The sequence below is a fragment of the Latilactobacillus curvatus JCM 1096 = DSM 20019 genome, from assembly GCF_004101845.1.
In the GTDB taxonomy this organism is placed as follows: Bacteria; Bacillota; Bacilli; order Lactobacillales; family Lactobacillaceae; genus Latilactobacillus; species Latilactobacillus curvatus.
On record NZ_CP026116.1, the window covers coordinates 796337 to 812331 of the forward strand.

13 protein-coding genes and 2 pseudogenes are annotated in these 15995 nt (G+C 42.7%); 1 reads left to right on the forward strand and 14 read right to left on the reverse strand.

Features of this window, described 5'->3' with window-relative positions:
- Positions 1–65: 65 nt before the first annotated feature.
- The 7 genes from dnaJ to truB form a co-directional block, all read right to left on the reverse strand.
- A complete protein-coding gene (dnaJ, locus tag LCU_RS04275) occupies positions 66–1214 on the reverse strand; it encodes a molecular chaperone DnaJ (RefSeq protein WP_056966840.1) in 1149 nt (382 codons plus the stop codon).
- A gap of 123 nt (positions 1215–1337) precedes the next feature.
- Positions 1338–3173: a molecular chaperone DnaK gene (gene dnaK / locus LCU_RS04280; protein WP_039098750.1), complete on the reverse strand. Its 1836-nt coding sequence runs from the start codon at positions 3171–3173 to the stop codon at positions 1338–1340.
- Between the two features lie 36 nt (positions 3174–3209).
- Positions 3210–3821 carry a nucleotide exchange factor GrpE gene (gene grpE, locus LCU_RS04285; RefSeq protein ID WP_081038336.1) on the reverse strand — a complete coding sequence of 204 codons (612 nt, stop codon included), beginning with the start codon at positions 3819–3821 and terminating at the stop codon, positions 3210–3212.
- Between the two features lie 15 nt (positions 3822–3836).
- Positions 3837–4895 carry a heat-inducible transcriptional repressor HrcA gene (hrcA, locus tag LCU_RS04290; protein ID WP_004270039.1) on the reverse strand — a complete coding sequence of 353 codons (1059 nt, stop codon included), beginning with the start codon at positions 4893–4895 and terminating at the stop codon, positions 3837–3839.
- Between the two features lie 293 nt (positions 4896–5188).
- A complete protein-coding gene (hemW, locus tag LCU_RS04295) occupies positions 5189–6328 on the reverse strand; it encodes a radical SAM family heme chaperone HemW (RefSeq protein WP_004265424.1) in 1140 nt (379 codons plus the stop codon).
- Positions 6328–7281 carry a riboflavin biosynthesis protein RibF gene (gene ribF / locus LCU_RS04300; RefSeq protein WP_056966838.1) on the reverse strand — a complete coding sequence of 318 codons (954 nt, stop codon included), beginning with the start codon at positions 7279–7281 and terminating at the stop codon, positions 6328–6330. Before ribF ends, hemW begins: the two co-directional genes overlap by 1 nt.
- 19 nt (positions 7282–7300) lie before the next feature.
- The gene (gene truB, locus LCU_RS04305) at positions 7301–8218 is read right to left on the reverse strand and encodes a tRNA pseudouridine(55) synthase TruB (protein ID WP_054644699.1); all 918 of its coding nucleotides are present in this window, start codon (positions 8216–8218) and stop codon (positions 7301–7303) included.
- Between the two features lie 270 nt (positions 8219–8488).
- On the opposite strand from truB, the pseudogene LCU_RS04310 reads away from it, so the two are divergent.
- A pseudogene (locus tag LCU_RS04310) lies at positions 8489–9409 on the forward strand (IS30-like element ISLsa1 family transposase).
- Here LCU_RS04310 and LCU_RS09950 read toward each other — a convergent pair.
- The 7 genes and pseudogenes from LCU_RS09950 to nusA all read right to left on the reverse strand — a co-directional run bounded on the left by LCU_RS09950 (position 9339) and on the right by nusA (position 15986).
- Positions 9339–9494 (reverse strand): hypothetical protein, encoded by a 156-nt coding sequence (locus tag LCU_RS09950; RefSeq protein WP_164905609.1) that lies wholly within the window; start codon positions 9492–9494, stop codon positions 9339–9341. The pseudogene LCU_RS04310 and the gene LCU_RS09950 sit on opposite strands and share 71 nt — an antisense overlap.
- A pseudogene (locus tag LCU_RS04315) lies at positions 9487–10790 on the reverse strand (glycosyltransferase family 2 protein). Before LCU_RS04315 ends, LCU_RS09950 begins: the two are co-directional and overlap by 8 nt.
- Positions 10791–11014: 224 nt before the next feature.
- On the reverse strand, positions 11015–11371 hold the full coding sequence (rbfA, locus tag LCU_RS04320; protein WP_004270040.1) for a 30S ribosome-binding factor RbfA: 357 nt from the start codon (positions 11369–11371) through the stop codon (positions 11015–11017).
- A gap of 22 nt (positions 11372–11393) precedes the next feature.
- Positions 11394–14180: a translation initiation factor IF-2 gene (gene infB, locus LCU_RS04325; RefSeq protein WP_056966473.1), complete on the reverse strand. Its 2787-nt coding sequence runs from the start codon at positions 14178–14180 to the stop codon at positions 11394–11396.
- Positions 14181–14197: 17 nt separating this feature from the next.
- Positions 14198–14503, reverse strand: coding sequence for a L7Ae/L30e/S12e/Gadd45 family ribosomal protein (locus tag LCU_RS04330; protein WP_004265406.1), 306 nt, complete (start codon positions 14501–14503; stop codon positions 14198–14200).
- Positions 14500–14799 (reverse strand): RNase P modulator RnpM, encoded by a 300-nt coding sequence (gene rnpM, locus LCU_RS04335; RefSeq protein ID WP_035186055.1) that lies wholly within the window; start codon positions 14797–14799, stop codon positions 14500–14502. Before rnpM ends, LCU_RS04330 begins: the two co-directional genes overlap by 4 nt.
- A 14-nt stretch (positions 14800–14813) precedes the next feature.
- Positions 14814–15986 carry a transcription termination factor NusA gene (nusA, locus tag LCU_RS04340; RefSeq protein ID WP_056966475.1) on the reverse strand — a complete coding sequence of 391 codons (1173 nt, stop codon included), beginning with the start codon at positions 15984–15986 and terminating at the stop codon, positions 14814–14816.
- Positions 15987–15995 lie beyond the last annotated feature (9 nt).

Here is a 15995-nt window from a genome sequence, read left to right on the forward strand (position 1 = left end):
TTGCTTACAGCAATCATTCGCCCTGTTAGGCTAATCCTCACAGGATAACCACTTTTGACGCACTTCTATTTTTTGTGTTTCTTGTTCAGAATCTTGTCGAACAAGTTGTTGTCTTGTGGGTTAACTGAGTCACCACTTGCGACTGCAAATGCTTTTAGCGCATCACGTTGTTTACTGTTGAGGGTCTTTGGTGTCACGATGTTAACTGTAACGTTTTGATCCCCATTACCTGTCCCGTGGAGCTTAGGCGCACCCTTACCACGTAGACGGAAGACGGTATTCGTTTGAGTCCCCGCTGGCACTTTTAGTTTAACAGGACCATGGACTGTGTTGACTTCAATTTCATCCCCTAGAGCAGCTTGGACAAAGCTAATTGGGACTTCTGAATAAATTTGTGCGCCATCGCGCTTGAATTCAGCACTTGGTGCCACGCGGAAGACGATGAATAAATCGCCATAAGGGCCACCGTTTGTGCCGGCTTCACCTTGGCCTTGAAGACGCATTTGTTGACCATCTTCAACACCTGCTGGCACTTTAACCTTAACAGTATGCCGTTCATCTTCGTGACCTGTTCCATGACATGTTTCACACTTGTCTTTAATTTCTTTACCAGTCCCGCCACAGACATCACAGACTTCTTGAGCCATCATGCGGCCGAAAGCTGTTTGTCGTTCAACTTGGACTTGACCTGCACCGTGACATTTGTGACACGTTTGGGCGCTTGTTCCTGGTTTAGCACCAGAGCCATGACACGTGTGACATTCTGATTCACGGTTATAAGAAATCTTGGTTTCTTTGCCGAAAATGGCTTCATCGAACTTCAAATCCATCCGATATTGTAAATCTGAACCTTGACGAGGAGCGTTTGGTTGTTGCCGAGCACCGCCGCCACCGAAGAATGAACTAAAGATATCTTCGAAACCGCCGAAGCCTTCAGCACCACCAAAGCCGCCACCGAAGCCTTGGCCTGCGCCGCCGCCGAAACCACCGTTCATACCAGCATGACCGTATTGGTCATAAGCTGCCCGTTTTTGTGGGTCACTTAATGCTTCATACGCTTCTGTGACTTCCTTGAACTTGGCTTCTGCATCTGGGGCTTTGTTAATATCTGGATGGTACTTCTTTGAAAGTTTACGATAGGCCTTTTTAATCTCATCATCTGAGGCGTCTTTACTTATCCCTAAGACGTCATAGTAATCTCTTTTATCAGCCATTGTGGGCCTCCATTCATATACTTACGCGTTAAATCTATCCTATCAAGGATAGCATAATTGACTGATTAAAAAAAGCCAAGGCCCTAGACCATACTAGGTTTTGGCTTTTTTTAAAACGCATTATTATTTGTCGTCTTTAACTTCTTCGAAGTCGCCGTCAACAGTACCATCGTCAGACTTACCGTCAGTTGCATTACCTTCAGCACCAGCAGCTTGTTGTGCTTCTTGTGCTTGTTGATATAACTTAACTGTTAATTCTTGAACGATTTCACTCAACGCATCGCGTTTTGTCTTCATGTCTTCAAGGTTGTTTTCTTGTTGTGCTTTGACTAATTCTTCTTTAGCATCTTTAGCCTTTTGTAATTCTTCGTCAGAAACTTTACCTTCAAGTTCTTTCAAAGTCTTATCTGTTTGGAAGATTAATTGATCAACATCGTTCTTCAAATCAACTTCTTCTTTACGTTTGTTGTCGGCTTCTTCATTTTCTTGAGCTTCTTTCATCATGCGATCGATTTCTTCGTCTGATAAACCAGAGTTACTCTTGATAGTGATTTTTTGTTCTTTATTTGTGCCAAGGTCTTTAGCAGAAACATTAACAATCCCGTTCTTATCAATATCGAATTTAACTTCGATTTGTGGCACACCACGAGGTGCAGCAGGAATATCTGTTAATTGGAAACGGCCTAAAGTCTTGTTATCAGCAGCCATTGGACGTTCACCTTGTAAGACATGGATGTCTACGGCAGGTTGGTTGTCGGCAGCTGTTGAGAATGTTTGGGCTTTGCTTGTAGGAATTGTTGTGTTCCGGTCGATTAACTTCGTGAAGACACCGCCCATTGTTTCAATCCCTAATGATAATGGTGTCACATCAAGTAAAACAACATCTTTAACGTCACCTGAGATAACACCACCTTGAACAGCAGCACCAAGAGCAACAGCTTCGTCAGGGTTGATTGAGTGATCAGGTTCCTTGCCTGTCCAGTTCTTAACAGCTTCTTGAACAGCAGGAATTCGTGTTGAACCACCGTTTAAGATGACTTTGTCGATGTCGCCTGATTCTAGACCAGCATCTTTCAAAGCATTCATAACAGGTGCTTTTGTCCGGTCAACTAAGTCTGATGTTAACTTATCGAATTCAGCACGTGATAAAGTCATTTCCAAATGTAAAGGACCGTTTTCGCCGGCTGAGATAAATGGCAAGCTGATTTGGGTGCTTGTCACACCAGATAAATCTTTTTTAGCTTTTTCAGCAGCATCTTTTAGACGTTGCATAGCCATCTTGTCTTTTGACAAGTCAATACCGTTGTCTGATTTGAAGTTTTCAACTAACCAGTTCATGATGGCTTCATCAAAGTCATCCCCACCTAAATGTGTATCACCGTTTGTTGATAATACTTGGAAGACACCGTCGCCTAATTCAAGAACAGAAACGTCGAAAGTCCCACCACCAAGGTCATAAACTAAGACTTTTTCGTCTGTTTCTGTCTTGTCCAAACCGTAAGCTAATGCTGAAGCTGTTGGTTCGTTGATAATCCGTTTAACATCTAAGCCGGCAATCTTACCAGCATCTTTAGTGGCTTGGCGTTGTGAATCATTGAAGTAAGCAGGTACTGTGATAACAGCTTCTGTGACTTCTTCACCAAGATAATCTTCAGCGAATTTCTTGATGTATTGTAAGATCATTGCTGAAACTTCTTGTGGTGTGTATGATTTGTCGCCAACAGTTACTTTGTAACCTGCTTCGCCGATGTGACGTTTGATTGATGCGATTGTATCAGGGTTAGTGATTGCTTGGCGTTTTGCCACTTCACCAACTTGGATTTCGCCGTTTTTAAATGACACAACAGATGGTGTTGTCCGTGCGCCTTCTGGATTTGTGATAATTTTTGGTTGTCCGCCTTCTAATACGGCAACAGCTGAGTTGGTTGTCCCTAAGTCAATACCGATTACTTTACTCATAAAAAATACCCTCTTTTTTTAGATTTTTAGTTTAATTTATTGTGCAACAACGACCATTGCTGGTCTTAAGACGCGGTCCTTCAAGTAGTAGCCTTTTTGGAAGACTTGTACAACAGTATCCGCTTTTTGATCACCATCAACAGCGACCGTTTGCACGGCCTGATGAATGGTCGGATCAAAGGCTTGTCCTTGCGCCTCAATTTCCTTAACGCCATGATCTTCTAAAGCATGTTTCATATGATCGTATGTCATTTGAACACCCTTTTTAAGACTCTCAGCACTATCATCAGTTGCTTCAGTTGCCAACGCACGTTCTAGATTATCCAAAACGGGTAAGACATCTTTTGCAAGTGATTGCCCATCATATTTTAACAAGCTAGCTTGTTCTTTTTGATGACGGGTTTGAATGTTTTTAATTTCAGCTTGTGACCGTAAGAAACTATCTTCTAAATCATCATATTTCTTTTGGAGTTCAGCAAGTTGAGCCGCTAAATCTGGCTTAGCTGCATCTTCGTCAGGTGCAGCCTCTTCGATCACTTCATCTGCTTCTAATTCAGGTTCAAATGGCGTTTCTTCTTTAGGTGTTTCTGTTTCTGGCATTTCTGCTACTGGCTTTTCTTGTTTCTCAGCCTTTTCTTGCTTGGTCAAACAAACACGCTCCTTTTAAGATTGATCATCATCGAAATTCGCATAATAATCAATTAATTTCTTCGCTAACTCTTCACGGAATAAATCGAGTAACCCAATCATCCGCGAATAGGGCATGCTAGTGGGGCCCAGTAGTGCAATGACTCCCTGTCCGTGTTCACCAACGTCATAATTAACAGTCATTAGACTATAATGTTTCAACAGATCGTTGGCCATCTCGGTGCCCAGGCGAACCTGAACTTGGCTATTGGCGCCTCCAGGGGACAAATCTAGCAACTTGGCTAAATCATCTGAACGATTAATCATGTTATACAACGACTTCAGCTGGGTGACATCGGAGAACTCTGAAAAATTCAACAAGTTCATCTGACCGCCAACAAATAAGCGCTCTTGACTCGCCTTTTTCAAAACATCGTCGAAGATGTCTAAAAAGCCGGTCGGAGAAGCCATGTACTGGGCTAATAGCGCCGGTACATCCGTCTTTAACTTCTGACTAACCACGGTTAACGGTAAGCCAATTAGGTGATCATTAATGATTCGAATGGCTTTTTCGAGTTCATCACCCGAAATCGCTTGTGGAATGGTAAATACCTGATTATCAACTGTCCCTGCACTCGTCACGATAATCGCCATCACTTGGTGATTACTCAACGGTACTAGACGAAAACCAGTTAACCGAATCTCAGCCACTTCCGGTCCTAACGCGATTGCTGTATAGCTCGTTAGGTTCGATAAGATATTAGCCGATTGTGAGACGATTTCATCAATCTTATGATAGTGCTGTCCAAATGATTGTTGGACCGTTGCCACATCAACCGGATTGAGGGTTGCTGGTTGCATGAGATGGTCTAGATAGTAGCGATAGCCTTGCATCGACGGTACCCGTCCAGATGACGAATGCGTCTTCTCAATTAAACCGACACTTTCCAAATCAGCCATATCATTACGAATTGTTGCAGAACTAACGTGTACCGGCAATTCTGCCATTAACTTCTTAGAACCCACTGGCTGACCACTCTCTGTAAAAAGACGAATAATTTCTTTCAAAATCATTAATTGCCTTTCGGTCAGCATGTCATCACCTCTTTTTAGCACTTGAATATCATGAGTGCTAATTACAATTATTAATATAGCAAGAACGTCAAATAAAGTCAAGAAACGTACCGGCTTTTTTACGGATTTACTGAAAATCGGTCCTTAGACGGAGGGCCTTACTGGACCAAAGGACAAAATAAAAAACGAGCCGCTTCTTAGATGGAAGAGACTCGCTTTATGAAGTGGAATATTTATAACGTGCTTTTCAAACCATATTCCTGTGCCTAGCGACACAAGGCGAATGCTCAGAATATCCCCCGGTTTGAACGCACTCAATAACTATCTAGCAGAAACTCTTGGAAGACTTCATTGCCTAAGAACTTACCTGATTCAGTTAGTCTTAACCAATCGCCTTCTTGTTTGAGGTAGCCCTTTGCAATTTGGGTGGCAACTGTTTCGCCGTAAACATTTTGTAATGGATAATTGAATTTATCTTGAAAATGACTGATGGATACGCCTTGCATCGTCCGTAACCCGAGGAAGAGTTCTTCCTCCATTTGTTCGGTCAGTGGCAGAACATGGCGTTCAATGACTGGCACCTTATTTTCTTTTAAGGGTTCTAGGTATTGTTGGATTGGGCCGAAGTTATGGTAACGATCCTTACCTAAATAGCCGTAAGCACCGGCACCAAAGCCAAAATACTTTTCATTGCGCCAGTAAGTTAGATTATGCGCAGATTGAAAGCCTGGCTTGGCAAAATTACTGATTTCATATTGATCTAAACCAGCCCGCTTGAAACTATCAATCGCGGCTTGATACATATGTGCTTCAACATCTTGCGATGGTAAATGCAACTTGCCTTGGCGCATCAAGTTATAGAAGATTGTTTTGCGTTCGAGAATCAATGAGTACGTCGAATAATGCGGTAAGTCGAGTTCAATTGCCTTATTCAAACTATCCATGAAATCCGCTTCACTTTGTTGTGGTAAGCGGAAAATCAAATCGATACTCATATTTTCGAAGCCGACCTTGCGCGCGTTATCGATTGCCCGATAAACATCCGCACTTCGGTGAATCCGCCCGATCTGTTTTAAAATCTGATCATTAAACGACTGCACGCCAATACTTAACCGGTTGACGCCGTTGTCCTTCAGAACTTGCAATTTTTCAGTATCTTGTAAGTCATTAGGATTGGCTTCAAACGTAAACTCACCACCCTCATAAGGTAAGTATTGATGAATCCCATCGGTTAAACGTTGGAGTTGTGCTGGTGATAAAGTAGTTGGTGTCCCCCCACCGACATAGATCGTATCAATTGGTTCGTCTGGGTATTCTGCCATCACTAATTGAAACTCGCGAATCAACATATCGACATAATCATCGACCGGTTGACCTTCAATGAAAACCTTATTGAAATCGCAGTAGTAACAAATATGCTCGCAAAATGGGATGTGAATATAAGCGCCTGCCATTAATGTTGTGCCTCTAATTTCTCAAAATAAGTTCGGGTATCGGCTTCGTCTTGGTGGAGTTGGTCAATCAAGGCTTCCGCGGAGTCAAACTTCACTTCGCCGCGTAAGTAGTGATACCAATCCACTTTCACTTGTTCACCGTAAATATCGCCATTGAAATCTAATAAGTTAATCTCCACCGTTACCGGGTTATTGCTGTGGAACGTCACATTCCGACCAATTGAAGCCATGCCAATATACCATTGACCGCGCACTAAAAAGCGGACCGCATAAATCCCAATTCCTGGTAATCGTTCTGGTCGTTGCGATTCGATGTTAGCAGTTGGAAACCCTAATTCTCGCCCGCGTGCTTCACCATGCACTACTTCACCGGTCGTTTGGTAAACATAACCGAGTAATTCATTAGCTTCCGCAATCTTACCAGCATCTAAATCCTCTCGTACTAATGTCGAGCCGATTTTGACACCATTATGGTCATGTTCTGCAACTGTCACAATGGCAAAGCGCCCTTTGGCATAGTCTGACAATGTCGTCATATTCGCAATCTCTTTTTTACCATAAGTGTAATCAAAGCCAGCCACCACTGTATCCGCATGTAAAGCGACTAAGTATTGATCGACAAATGTTTGTGGGGCTAGTTGTGCAAATGCTTCATTAAAGTGCACGATGTAGAAAACATCAACGCCTAACTCCGCCATCAATTCTTGCTTGCGCTCAACCGTTGATAAATAACGGAATGACTCCCGATCGGCATTGCGATAAACAATGGCAGGATGGATATCAAACGTCATCACAGCTAATAGTAAACCTTTTTGAACTGCAATTTGTTTTGCTTTCCGAATTACAGCTTGATGGCCTCGATGTACGCCATCAAAAAAGCCAAGCGCCAAGACCACTTGGTCAGCTGGCACTTGTTCTTTTGAATATGGATGAATTAATTCAATGACACGCATATTTTTCACCTAGTTTTTTTTAATGAGTCCCTTGATTTTGTAAATACATTTTATAAGGGCGATAAAGATGTTGCGCTGCTTTTTCAACTTGATAGAGCGCCTTGATATGCCCTTGATAGGTCAACGCCACAATCTCATCGGTTTGTTCTGGCAATGTCAAGAACACACCGTTTAAAAGCTTGGCCCATTGATCGTCGTCTAAAGCAATCTTCTTGTAATCTTCAAATACATGGTCAATTGGCAATAAAACGTCTGCCAGTTCGCCCGCTTCAGCTTTTTGCGCCAATTGTTCCAACGTGATACAGTTACCAATTTGAATGCCGCCACTCTTAAGACGTGTCAAATCGGACATCACTGCGGGTAAACCGAGTTTACGACCGAAATCAACAGCTAATGTGCGGATATAAGTCCCCTTTGAGCAACTGACAATGAACCGGAATGTTTGGCGCCCAGATTCTGCGTCAAATTGTGGTTCACCATCCAAATCAAACTGCGTAATCGTGATTGAACGTTGTGGCCGTTCGACTGGATCACCAGCGCGCGCATAGTCGTATAAACGCCGCCCATTGACTTTCACCGCTGAAAACATGGGGGGAATCTGAATTGAATCGCCCAGAAAACTAGCGAGGGTCTCTTTGATTCTCTCAGTTGAAAAAGGTTCTGTTAAGCGCGCCTCTTCAACGACTTCACCATCTAAGTCTTCAGTCGTTGTTGATAAGCCAAGGGTGATTTCACCCGTGTAGACTTTACCAGAATGCACCAATTGATCAACAACCTTCGTTGCTTGACCGATACAGATTGGTAACACCCCATCGACGTTGGGATCCAACGTGCCAGAATGGCCCACTTTCTTCATGTGTAAAATGCGGCGCACTTTAAACACACAATCGTTACTCGTCATGCCGCGTTCTTTATATAAGGGTACAATGCCGTCCATAAGTAATCTCCTTTAAGTATTAACTAAACTATTATAGCATAGAGTGTGAAGTCGAACGGGATTAGCTTTATGATGCTGCTCAATTTATTATCAAAGCACAAAAAAAGATGGGACAAAAGAAACTCTTGCCCATCCTCGCTCAATGTTGTTTTATTAGTAACCTTTTTTACTCGGCAAATTCTATAATTAATCCGAACAGAAATTAAAAAGCCCAAAGCAATCACTTACAATGGTAGTAGCTAATTCCAACCAATATAGGGAGTGATTACTTTGGGTACATCTACTTTATCACGTTTTCAACGTGGCGCACTAGCACAACTGGTCAATGAGGGGAATAAATCTTACCAAGTAATGGCTGACGCCTTAGGCGTCGCCAAAGCTACGATTAGCTATGAGTTGGACCGAGTTAAACCTTATGATCCAGAATTAGCTCAGCAAGATGCAGATCGCAAAAGGCGGAATTGCGGTCGTCGTTCGATGCTGACGGCAGCATTAGCGACTTTAATTACCAATCACTTACGATTAACCTGGTCACCAGAAACCATTGCGGCCGCTTATAACTTGAGCACTGCGTCAATTTATAATTGGCTTAATCGTGGCTGGCTCCCCTTCAAATTGACTGATCTACCCAATCGGAATGTCCGCCAGCACCGAGTGAGCGAAAATCGTGGGAAATTTACAAGTGGGACTTCCATCGAACAACGGCCAACAACTGTTAATCAACGGTTAGCTTTTGGTCATTGGGAAGTAGATACGGTGCTTTCTAGTCGAAGTGAGTCACGATCATGTCTGGTTACATTCGTAGAACGTAAGACCCGACTTCTATGGGCCATCAAAGCCCCTAATAGAACGGCTAAGGCTCTAAACACCGCCTTTGGCAAGTTTATGGGGGCCTTCGGTCCCCAAGTAAAATCCATTACTGTTGATCATGGTAAAGAGTTTGCCAATTATCAGGCCTTAGAATAGGATTATCAGATCAAAGTTTATTTTTGCCATCCATATTCACCATGGGAGCGAGGTTCCAATGAATATTTTAATAGACGGTTACGCTGGTTCTTCCCGAAAAAGACCAATTTTAGCCAAGTAACGACTGATGAGATCCTAGCAGCACTTGAACTAATTAATCAACGACCATTAAAAATACATCATCAACAGACTGCCATTGAAAGATTCCGGGCTTGTTCGGATTAAACTTGTAATTTGCCGTGGTAAAAAACCAATCAATTGTAATCTGATCTTCGCTTAGCTGATGACGAATATAATCTGGTTTACTCATTTGAATCCTTCCCTTCTGGTTTTCCAGTGACTTCAGTCGACCGTTTTGGTGATTTCCATACACCCGCATCTTTACCTCGAATGATTTGGCGAATCGTTGGCACAATTTCGACTGCTACGGTATATGTATTAACCATCCAATAAATCAAGATATACCAAGGCGCAAAGGCGATATACTTCAACGAACGGCCGCCATCGTTAAAGTAAGACGCTTGTACCAGCTGAATCAACCCTACCAATATCTCGATTGTGATGAAAATCCCTGAAAATGACAGATTTGAGAGTAGCCGATGCCAATCATGATTAATCAGATAACCCATTTGAAGCACTACAAAGGTCACCATACTCATCCAGTAAAATAACGACCAAATAATACTCAAACCATAATCGATAATACTTGGCACCATCGAAAAGTGCTTAATCGGGTGCCGTAAAATGCTAAACGATTTTGTTAAGAGCACGTAAATCCCACCGGAAGTCCATCTTCGCCGTTGCTTAACGAGTTCTGGTAATGTTTCTGGCACATCCATAAAAAAGCGAATGTGCGGTGCAAAATATGCTTGCCACCCTGCAGTCTGCATATCCCAAGAAATCGCAATATCTTCAGTTGGTTGTTCTGCCTGCCAACCACCGACATCGATCACCGCTGCCTTACGGTACATCGTATTCGCTCCAGAAAAGGCAAACAGCCCACCGTAAGAAAGTTGCGACCGTTTAATTAAGCCAATAATTGAATTTAATTCATTTTGTTGAGCTTCTGCGACTAGCGTTGTCTTATTAATCGACAACATATTACCAGTCACGGCGCCTAATTGAGCGCCCCCTTCCCGCTCAAGATAATACATATACTTCCATAAGGCATCCACTTCGGGTTTCGAATCAGCATCGTTGGACAGAATAAATTCACCTTTAGCAAATCCTAAAGCACTATTAAAACCCGCCGCTTTCCCGCGATTATTAATAATCGTGAGCGTTCGCAAGCGCTGCCCATATTTAAAATAATGCCAGTTCTATCTGTCGAGCCGTCATTAACGACAATGATTTCGTAGCGGTCAGTTGGATAATTCATTTGTGTCGCTAAATGATCAATCGTCGCCTGAATTGACGCCTCTTCATTGTGGGCTGGCACTAAAATCGTAATAAATGGCGTCCCCTTTTTAAGATAGCGTGGTTGATCAGCCTTTTCCATCAATAACCAATAATATAAACTAGAGACAATAAACGATAAGCCCCCAATAATCGGATACGAAACGAGCGTATAGATTAATATTTGAGTTAAAGAGTCTGTCAACAACATGTACGCGCCCTCATTTCAGATTGGATTTTAATCAGTTAACAATGAATTCACATCATATAACTCACTTGCCGCGCTAAACCATAAAATATCTGCCAATAACAATAGTTTCATTACTTCAATAGTAATATGGTGCAAACGACTAAGTCAATTTAATAGATTATCGTTTCCATAAGGTCATTCAAACAAAAAAAGAGCCCCGCTTTCGCGGGGCTCTTTTTCACAGTTTAACGCTGTGCTTCATCTTCGTGTAACTTACGTAAAAGTTCGTCGATATGTTCACCATAACGCACTGAACCGTCTTGTTCAAAGGTGATTTCTGGAATCTTGTACAACTTAATCCGTTGGCCAAGTTCGCTGCGAATCAATCCTTTAGCTTTATCTAAGCCAGCTTGTGTCTTTTCAGCGTCACTTGCTAAGCCAGATAAAATGCTGTAATAAACTTTAACATGTTGTAAGTCACCACTGAGATTAATATCAGTGATTGTGACCCCTTCAACTCGGGGATCACGCACTCTTTTTAATAAAATGTCATTTATTTCGCGTTGAATTTCTTGTTCAACCCGACCAACACGATGTTTCATTGCTTGTCCTCCTGTAAATTAATTATTTAACAGGTACTTCTTCCATCACGTAGGCTTCAATTTGATCATCAATCTTAATATCATTGTAATCTTCGATTGTCACACCACATTCAAAGCCAGTTTTGACTTCTTTAACGTCATCTTTGAAACGTTTCAAGCTTGAAAGTTTACCTTCATAAATCACGATACCGTCACGAATTAAGCGGACACCACTATCACGTTGGATAACGCCAGTGTCAACGATACAACCGGCAATTGTCCCGATCTTAGAAACATTGTATGTTTCACGAACAGTTAATTGACCCGTTACTTTTTCTTCGTAAACTGGTTCTAACATACCCTTCATAGCAGCTTCGATTTCTTCGATTGCCTTGTAGATGATTCGGTGTAAACGAATATCAACTTGTTCAGCATCGGCTTGAATCTTAGCTTGTGGTGTTGGGCGAACATTGAACCCGATGATGATGGCGTTACTTGCAGCAGCTAATGTGACGTCACTTTCGTTAATCGCACCAACGGCTTCATGAATAATATTCACGCGCACGCCTTCGACTTCAATCTTCCGTAAACTACCAGCCAAGGCTTCTGTTGAACCTTGTACGTCGGCTTTGATAATAACGCCAACTTCTTTTAATTCGCCTTGTTTCATAGTTTCGAACAAGTTATCTAATGTGACAGGGTTTGAACGGCTACGTTCCTTCAAGAGCGCACGTTTGGCACGTTCTTCACCAGCAGCACGAGCTGTTTTTTCGTCTTCAAAGACAACAAAACGGTCAGCTGCTTGTGGCACATCATTTAACCCAGTAATTTCAACTGGTTCTGATGGGAAGACTTCCTTCACACGACGACCGCGATCATTTGTCATGACACGGACACGACCAAAGGTATTCCCAACAACGATTGGATCACCAATCTTCAATGTCCCTTGTTGGATCAAGAGTGATGCAACAGGTCCTTTACCCTTATCAAGACGGGCTTCGATAACTGTCCCAACTGCTTTTTGATCTGGGTTAGCCTTCAATTCAAGCACGTCGGCTTCAAGAAGCACCATTTCAAGTAATTCATCAATGTTTTCACCAGTCTTAGCTGAGATCTTAACAAAGATGGTATCGCCACCCCAGTCTTCAGGAACAAGGCCGTAACCCATCAATTGTTCCATGACGTGATCTGGGTTTGCGCCTGGTTTATCAATCTTATTCACCGCAACGATGATTGGGGCTTTAGCAGCCTTGGCATGGTTGATGGCTTCGATTGTTTGTGGCATCACACCGTCATCAGCAGCAACAACTAAGATGATGATATCAGTGATATCAGCACCACGCGCACGCATGTTACTGAAGGCCGCATGTCCAGGTGTATCTAAGAATGTGATTAAACGATCGTTTAACTCCGTTTGGTAAGCACCGATATGTTGCGTAATCCCACCGGCTTCACCATCAGTCACGTGACTGTTACGTAAGTTATCCAATAAGGTTGTCTTACCATGATCAACGTGACCCATGATTGTGACAACTGGTGGACGGCTCACAAGGTTGGCATCACTCTTAGCTTCTGTTTCAAATACTGAATCGATATCAGCAATATCCACTTCCACTTTTTGTTCTGCTTCGATGCCGTAATCCGTTGCTAATAATTCGATTGTATCCTTATCAAGTGATTGGTTCATGTTAACCATAATCCCTAACATGAATAACTTCTTGATAATTTCAGCTGGTTCACGGTGAATCTTCTTAGCGATGTCCGCAACGTTCATGCCTTCAGAGTAAACTAATACTTCTGGTAATGGCCGTTCTTTACGTTGTGGCATTTCCTTCTTAGCAGCATTTTGTTCAGCTAATTGTTGCTTACGGGTCTTCTTACGTTTCTTATTGAAACGTTGTTGATTGTTACCGTAGCTGTTATACCCGCCGCCACGTTTCTTATCTGGGCCAAAGTTCTTTGGCTTGCTTGCTGTATTGTTTGATGCTGGTTTAGCAGCACTCACCGTATTAGCTTGCATTTTTTGTTGCATTTCTTGTGCCGAAACTGGCCGACTTTGGTTCGAGTTGTTATTAGGACGGCTGTTTGTATTGTTTGCTGGACGGCCGTTGTTATTGCTGTTTGCAGGACGATTATTTGTTGTCGTTGGGCGTGCGCCGGCTGGCTTGTTGCCGGCTGGACGACTGCTGTTATTACCGTTTGGTTTAGCAGCTGGCCGTGGGCGGTTACTTTGTTGACGGCGTTTCTTTTCGTCTGCTTCGCGTTGTTCACGTTGTTGTTGAATGCGTTCTTGCGTTCTTTGACGACGTGCATTAGCTTGTGAGATTTGTTCTTGCAAGCTCAATGGTTGGTTTGACCCAGCTGGACGCGTATTGCCGTTTGTCCGGTTAGCCGCATTATTGTTAGGGCGACCATTATTAGGACGGGCGTTATTGTTGTTAGGACGACCATTGGCATTGTTGCGGTTTTGACCATTTGATGCTTGGCCATTCCGGTTGCCTTGTGGGCGTTGGTTGTTTGAACGAGGTGCTGGTTTGCTGCTAGCTTCTGGACGACGACGGATAGCGGCTTTGTTAATCTTAATCTTACCGTTATCTGTTTTTTCGCTTGCCTTTGGTGCAGCAGGTGCTGCGGCTGGCTTGCTGTCAGTTGTCGTTGCAGCTGGTTTTGTTTCCTTATGGAAGATGGCTCTCAAAGCTTTTTCTTGATTGTCATCGATAGTTGCCATGTGATTTTTTAGATCGTAACCTTTTTTAACGGCAGTTTCTAAAAGATCCTTGCTGGCAACGTTAATTTCTTTTGCTAATTCATAGATACGTTTTTTACCCATATCTTCACGCTCCTTTATTATCCCAGTAGCGTTATCATCTTTTTGGCAAACCCGGCATCAACAACCGCGATGGTGGCTCTATGTAATCCAATTGCTTGGGTTAGCTGGGCCGCGGTATACGCTTTTGTTTCCGGGATTTCGTAGAAATGACTCTTATCAGTCAATTTCTTCTGTGTCAGTTGGCTAATGTCTGAGCCGATAAAAACCAATTTCGCTTTTTGCTGTTGAATGGCTTTTAGGACTTGTTCTTCACCACTGACCAGTTGCCGTGCTCTCATGCAAATACCTAAGAGTTGTAATAAACGGTCTGGTTGTTCACTCATTTTCGTTCTCCAAATAATTCTAGCCGAGCCTTTTGATGATCAACATATTCGAATAATTCTGTATAAAATGATTCTGCAACGTCAATCCCAAACGTCTTTTCTAAAATTTTCTTGCTTTGGGCGGTCTTGATTGCATCAGGTTCTAGTGAAACATAAGCGCCACGACCTGATTTCTTACCAGTTGGGTCAATACTAATCTCACCTTCGGCAGTCTTTACAATCCGCACCATTTCTTTTTTAGGCTTCATTTCTTGCGAAATAACGTCTTTTCTCATTGGTACTTTTCTTTGTTTCATCATGAACACCTCACTTATTCTTGTGGTTGTTCTTCAGAATCAACAGCAGAATCCGTTGCTTGGTCTTCGAAGCCTTCAACAGCTTCTGTTGTTTCTTCTTCAAAACCTTCAACGACTGCACCTTCATCTTGACTATCGTCTTCATCAACGAATTCGACTTCAGATTCAGGTTTGATGTCAATCTTGTAGCCCGTTAGCTTCGCAGCTAACCGTGCATTTTGACCTTTTTTACCAATTGCCAATGACAATTGATAATCAGGGACGATGACTGTACATGTATGTTCGCTATCACCGTTAAATTGAACAGCGATGACTTCGGCAGGATTCAAGGCATTGGCGATGTAGTCTGAAGGATCTTCTTCCCACTTCACAATGTCCATGTTTTCGCCGTGTAATTCATTAACAACTAGTTGAACCCGTTGTCCCTTAGGCCCAACACAGGTGCCGACTGGGTCGACGTTGGGGTCTGTTGAACGAACAGCCATCTTTGTCCGATCACCAGCTTCGCGAGCGATTGAGACAATTTCAACGGTGCCGTCATAAATCTCTGGAACTTCTTGTTCGAATAAACGTTTCACTAAATCAGGGTGTGTCCGACTAACAAAGACTTGTGGGCCTTTAGTTGTATTTTCCACTTTTGAAACGTAAACCTTAATCCGATCATGTGCTTGGTATTCCTCGTTTGGAATTTGGTCTTGCTTGCTTAAAACAGCTTCGATCTTGCCTAAGTTGACATAGATGAACTTGTTATCGCGGCGTTCAACGACCCCTTGCATAATTTCGTTTTCGTATTGGCTGTATTCATTGTAAATGATACTTCTTTCAGCTTCACGAACCCGTTGCATAATCACTTGTTTAGCAGTTTGGGCTGCAATTCGGCCGAAGTCTTTTGGTGTGACTTCAAAACGAATTGTATCGCCCACTTCGTATGCCTTGTTAATTTCCAAAGCATCTTGGTAGCTCACTTCAAGACGTGAATCAAACACTTCGTCAGTGACTTCTTTGACAGCATAGACGTGGATGTTACCCTTCTTTTGATCGAATTCAACTTCCACGTTTTGTGCTTGACCGTAATTCCGCTTATAAGCAGAAACAAGTGCTGCTTCAAGGGCTTCAATAACAATCTCTTTTTTAACGCCTTTTTCTTGTTCTAGCGCATCAAGTGCACCTAACATTTCCTTGCTCATGTAACTAGC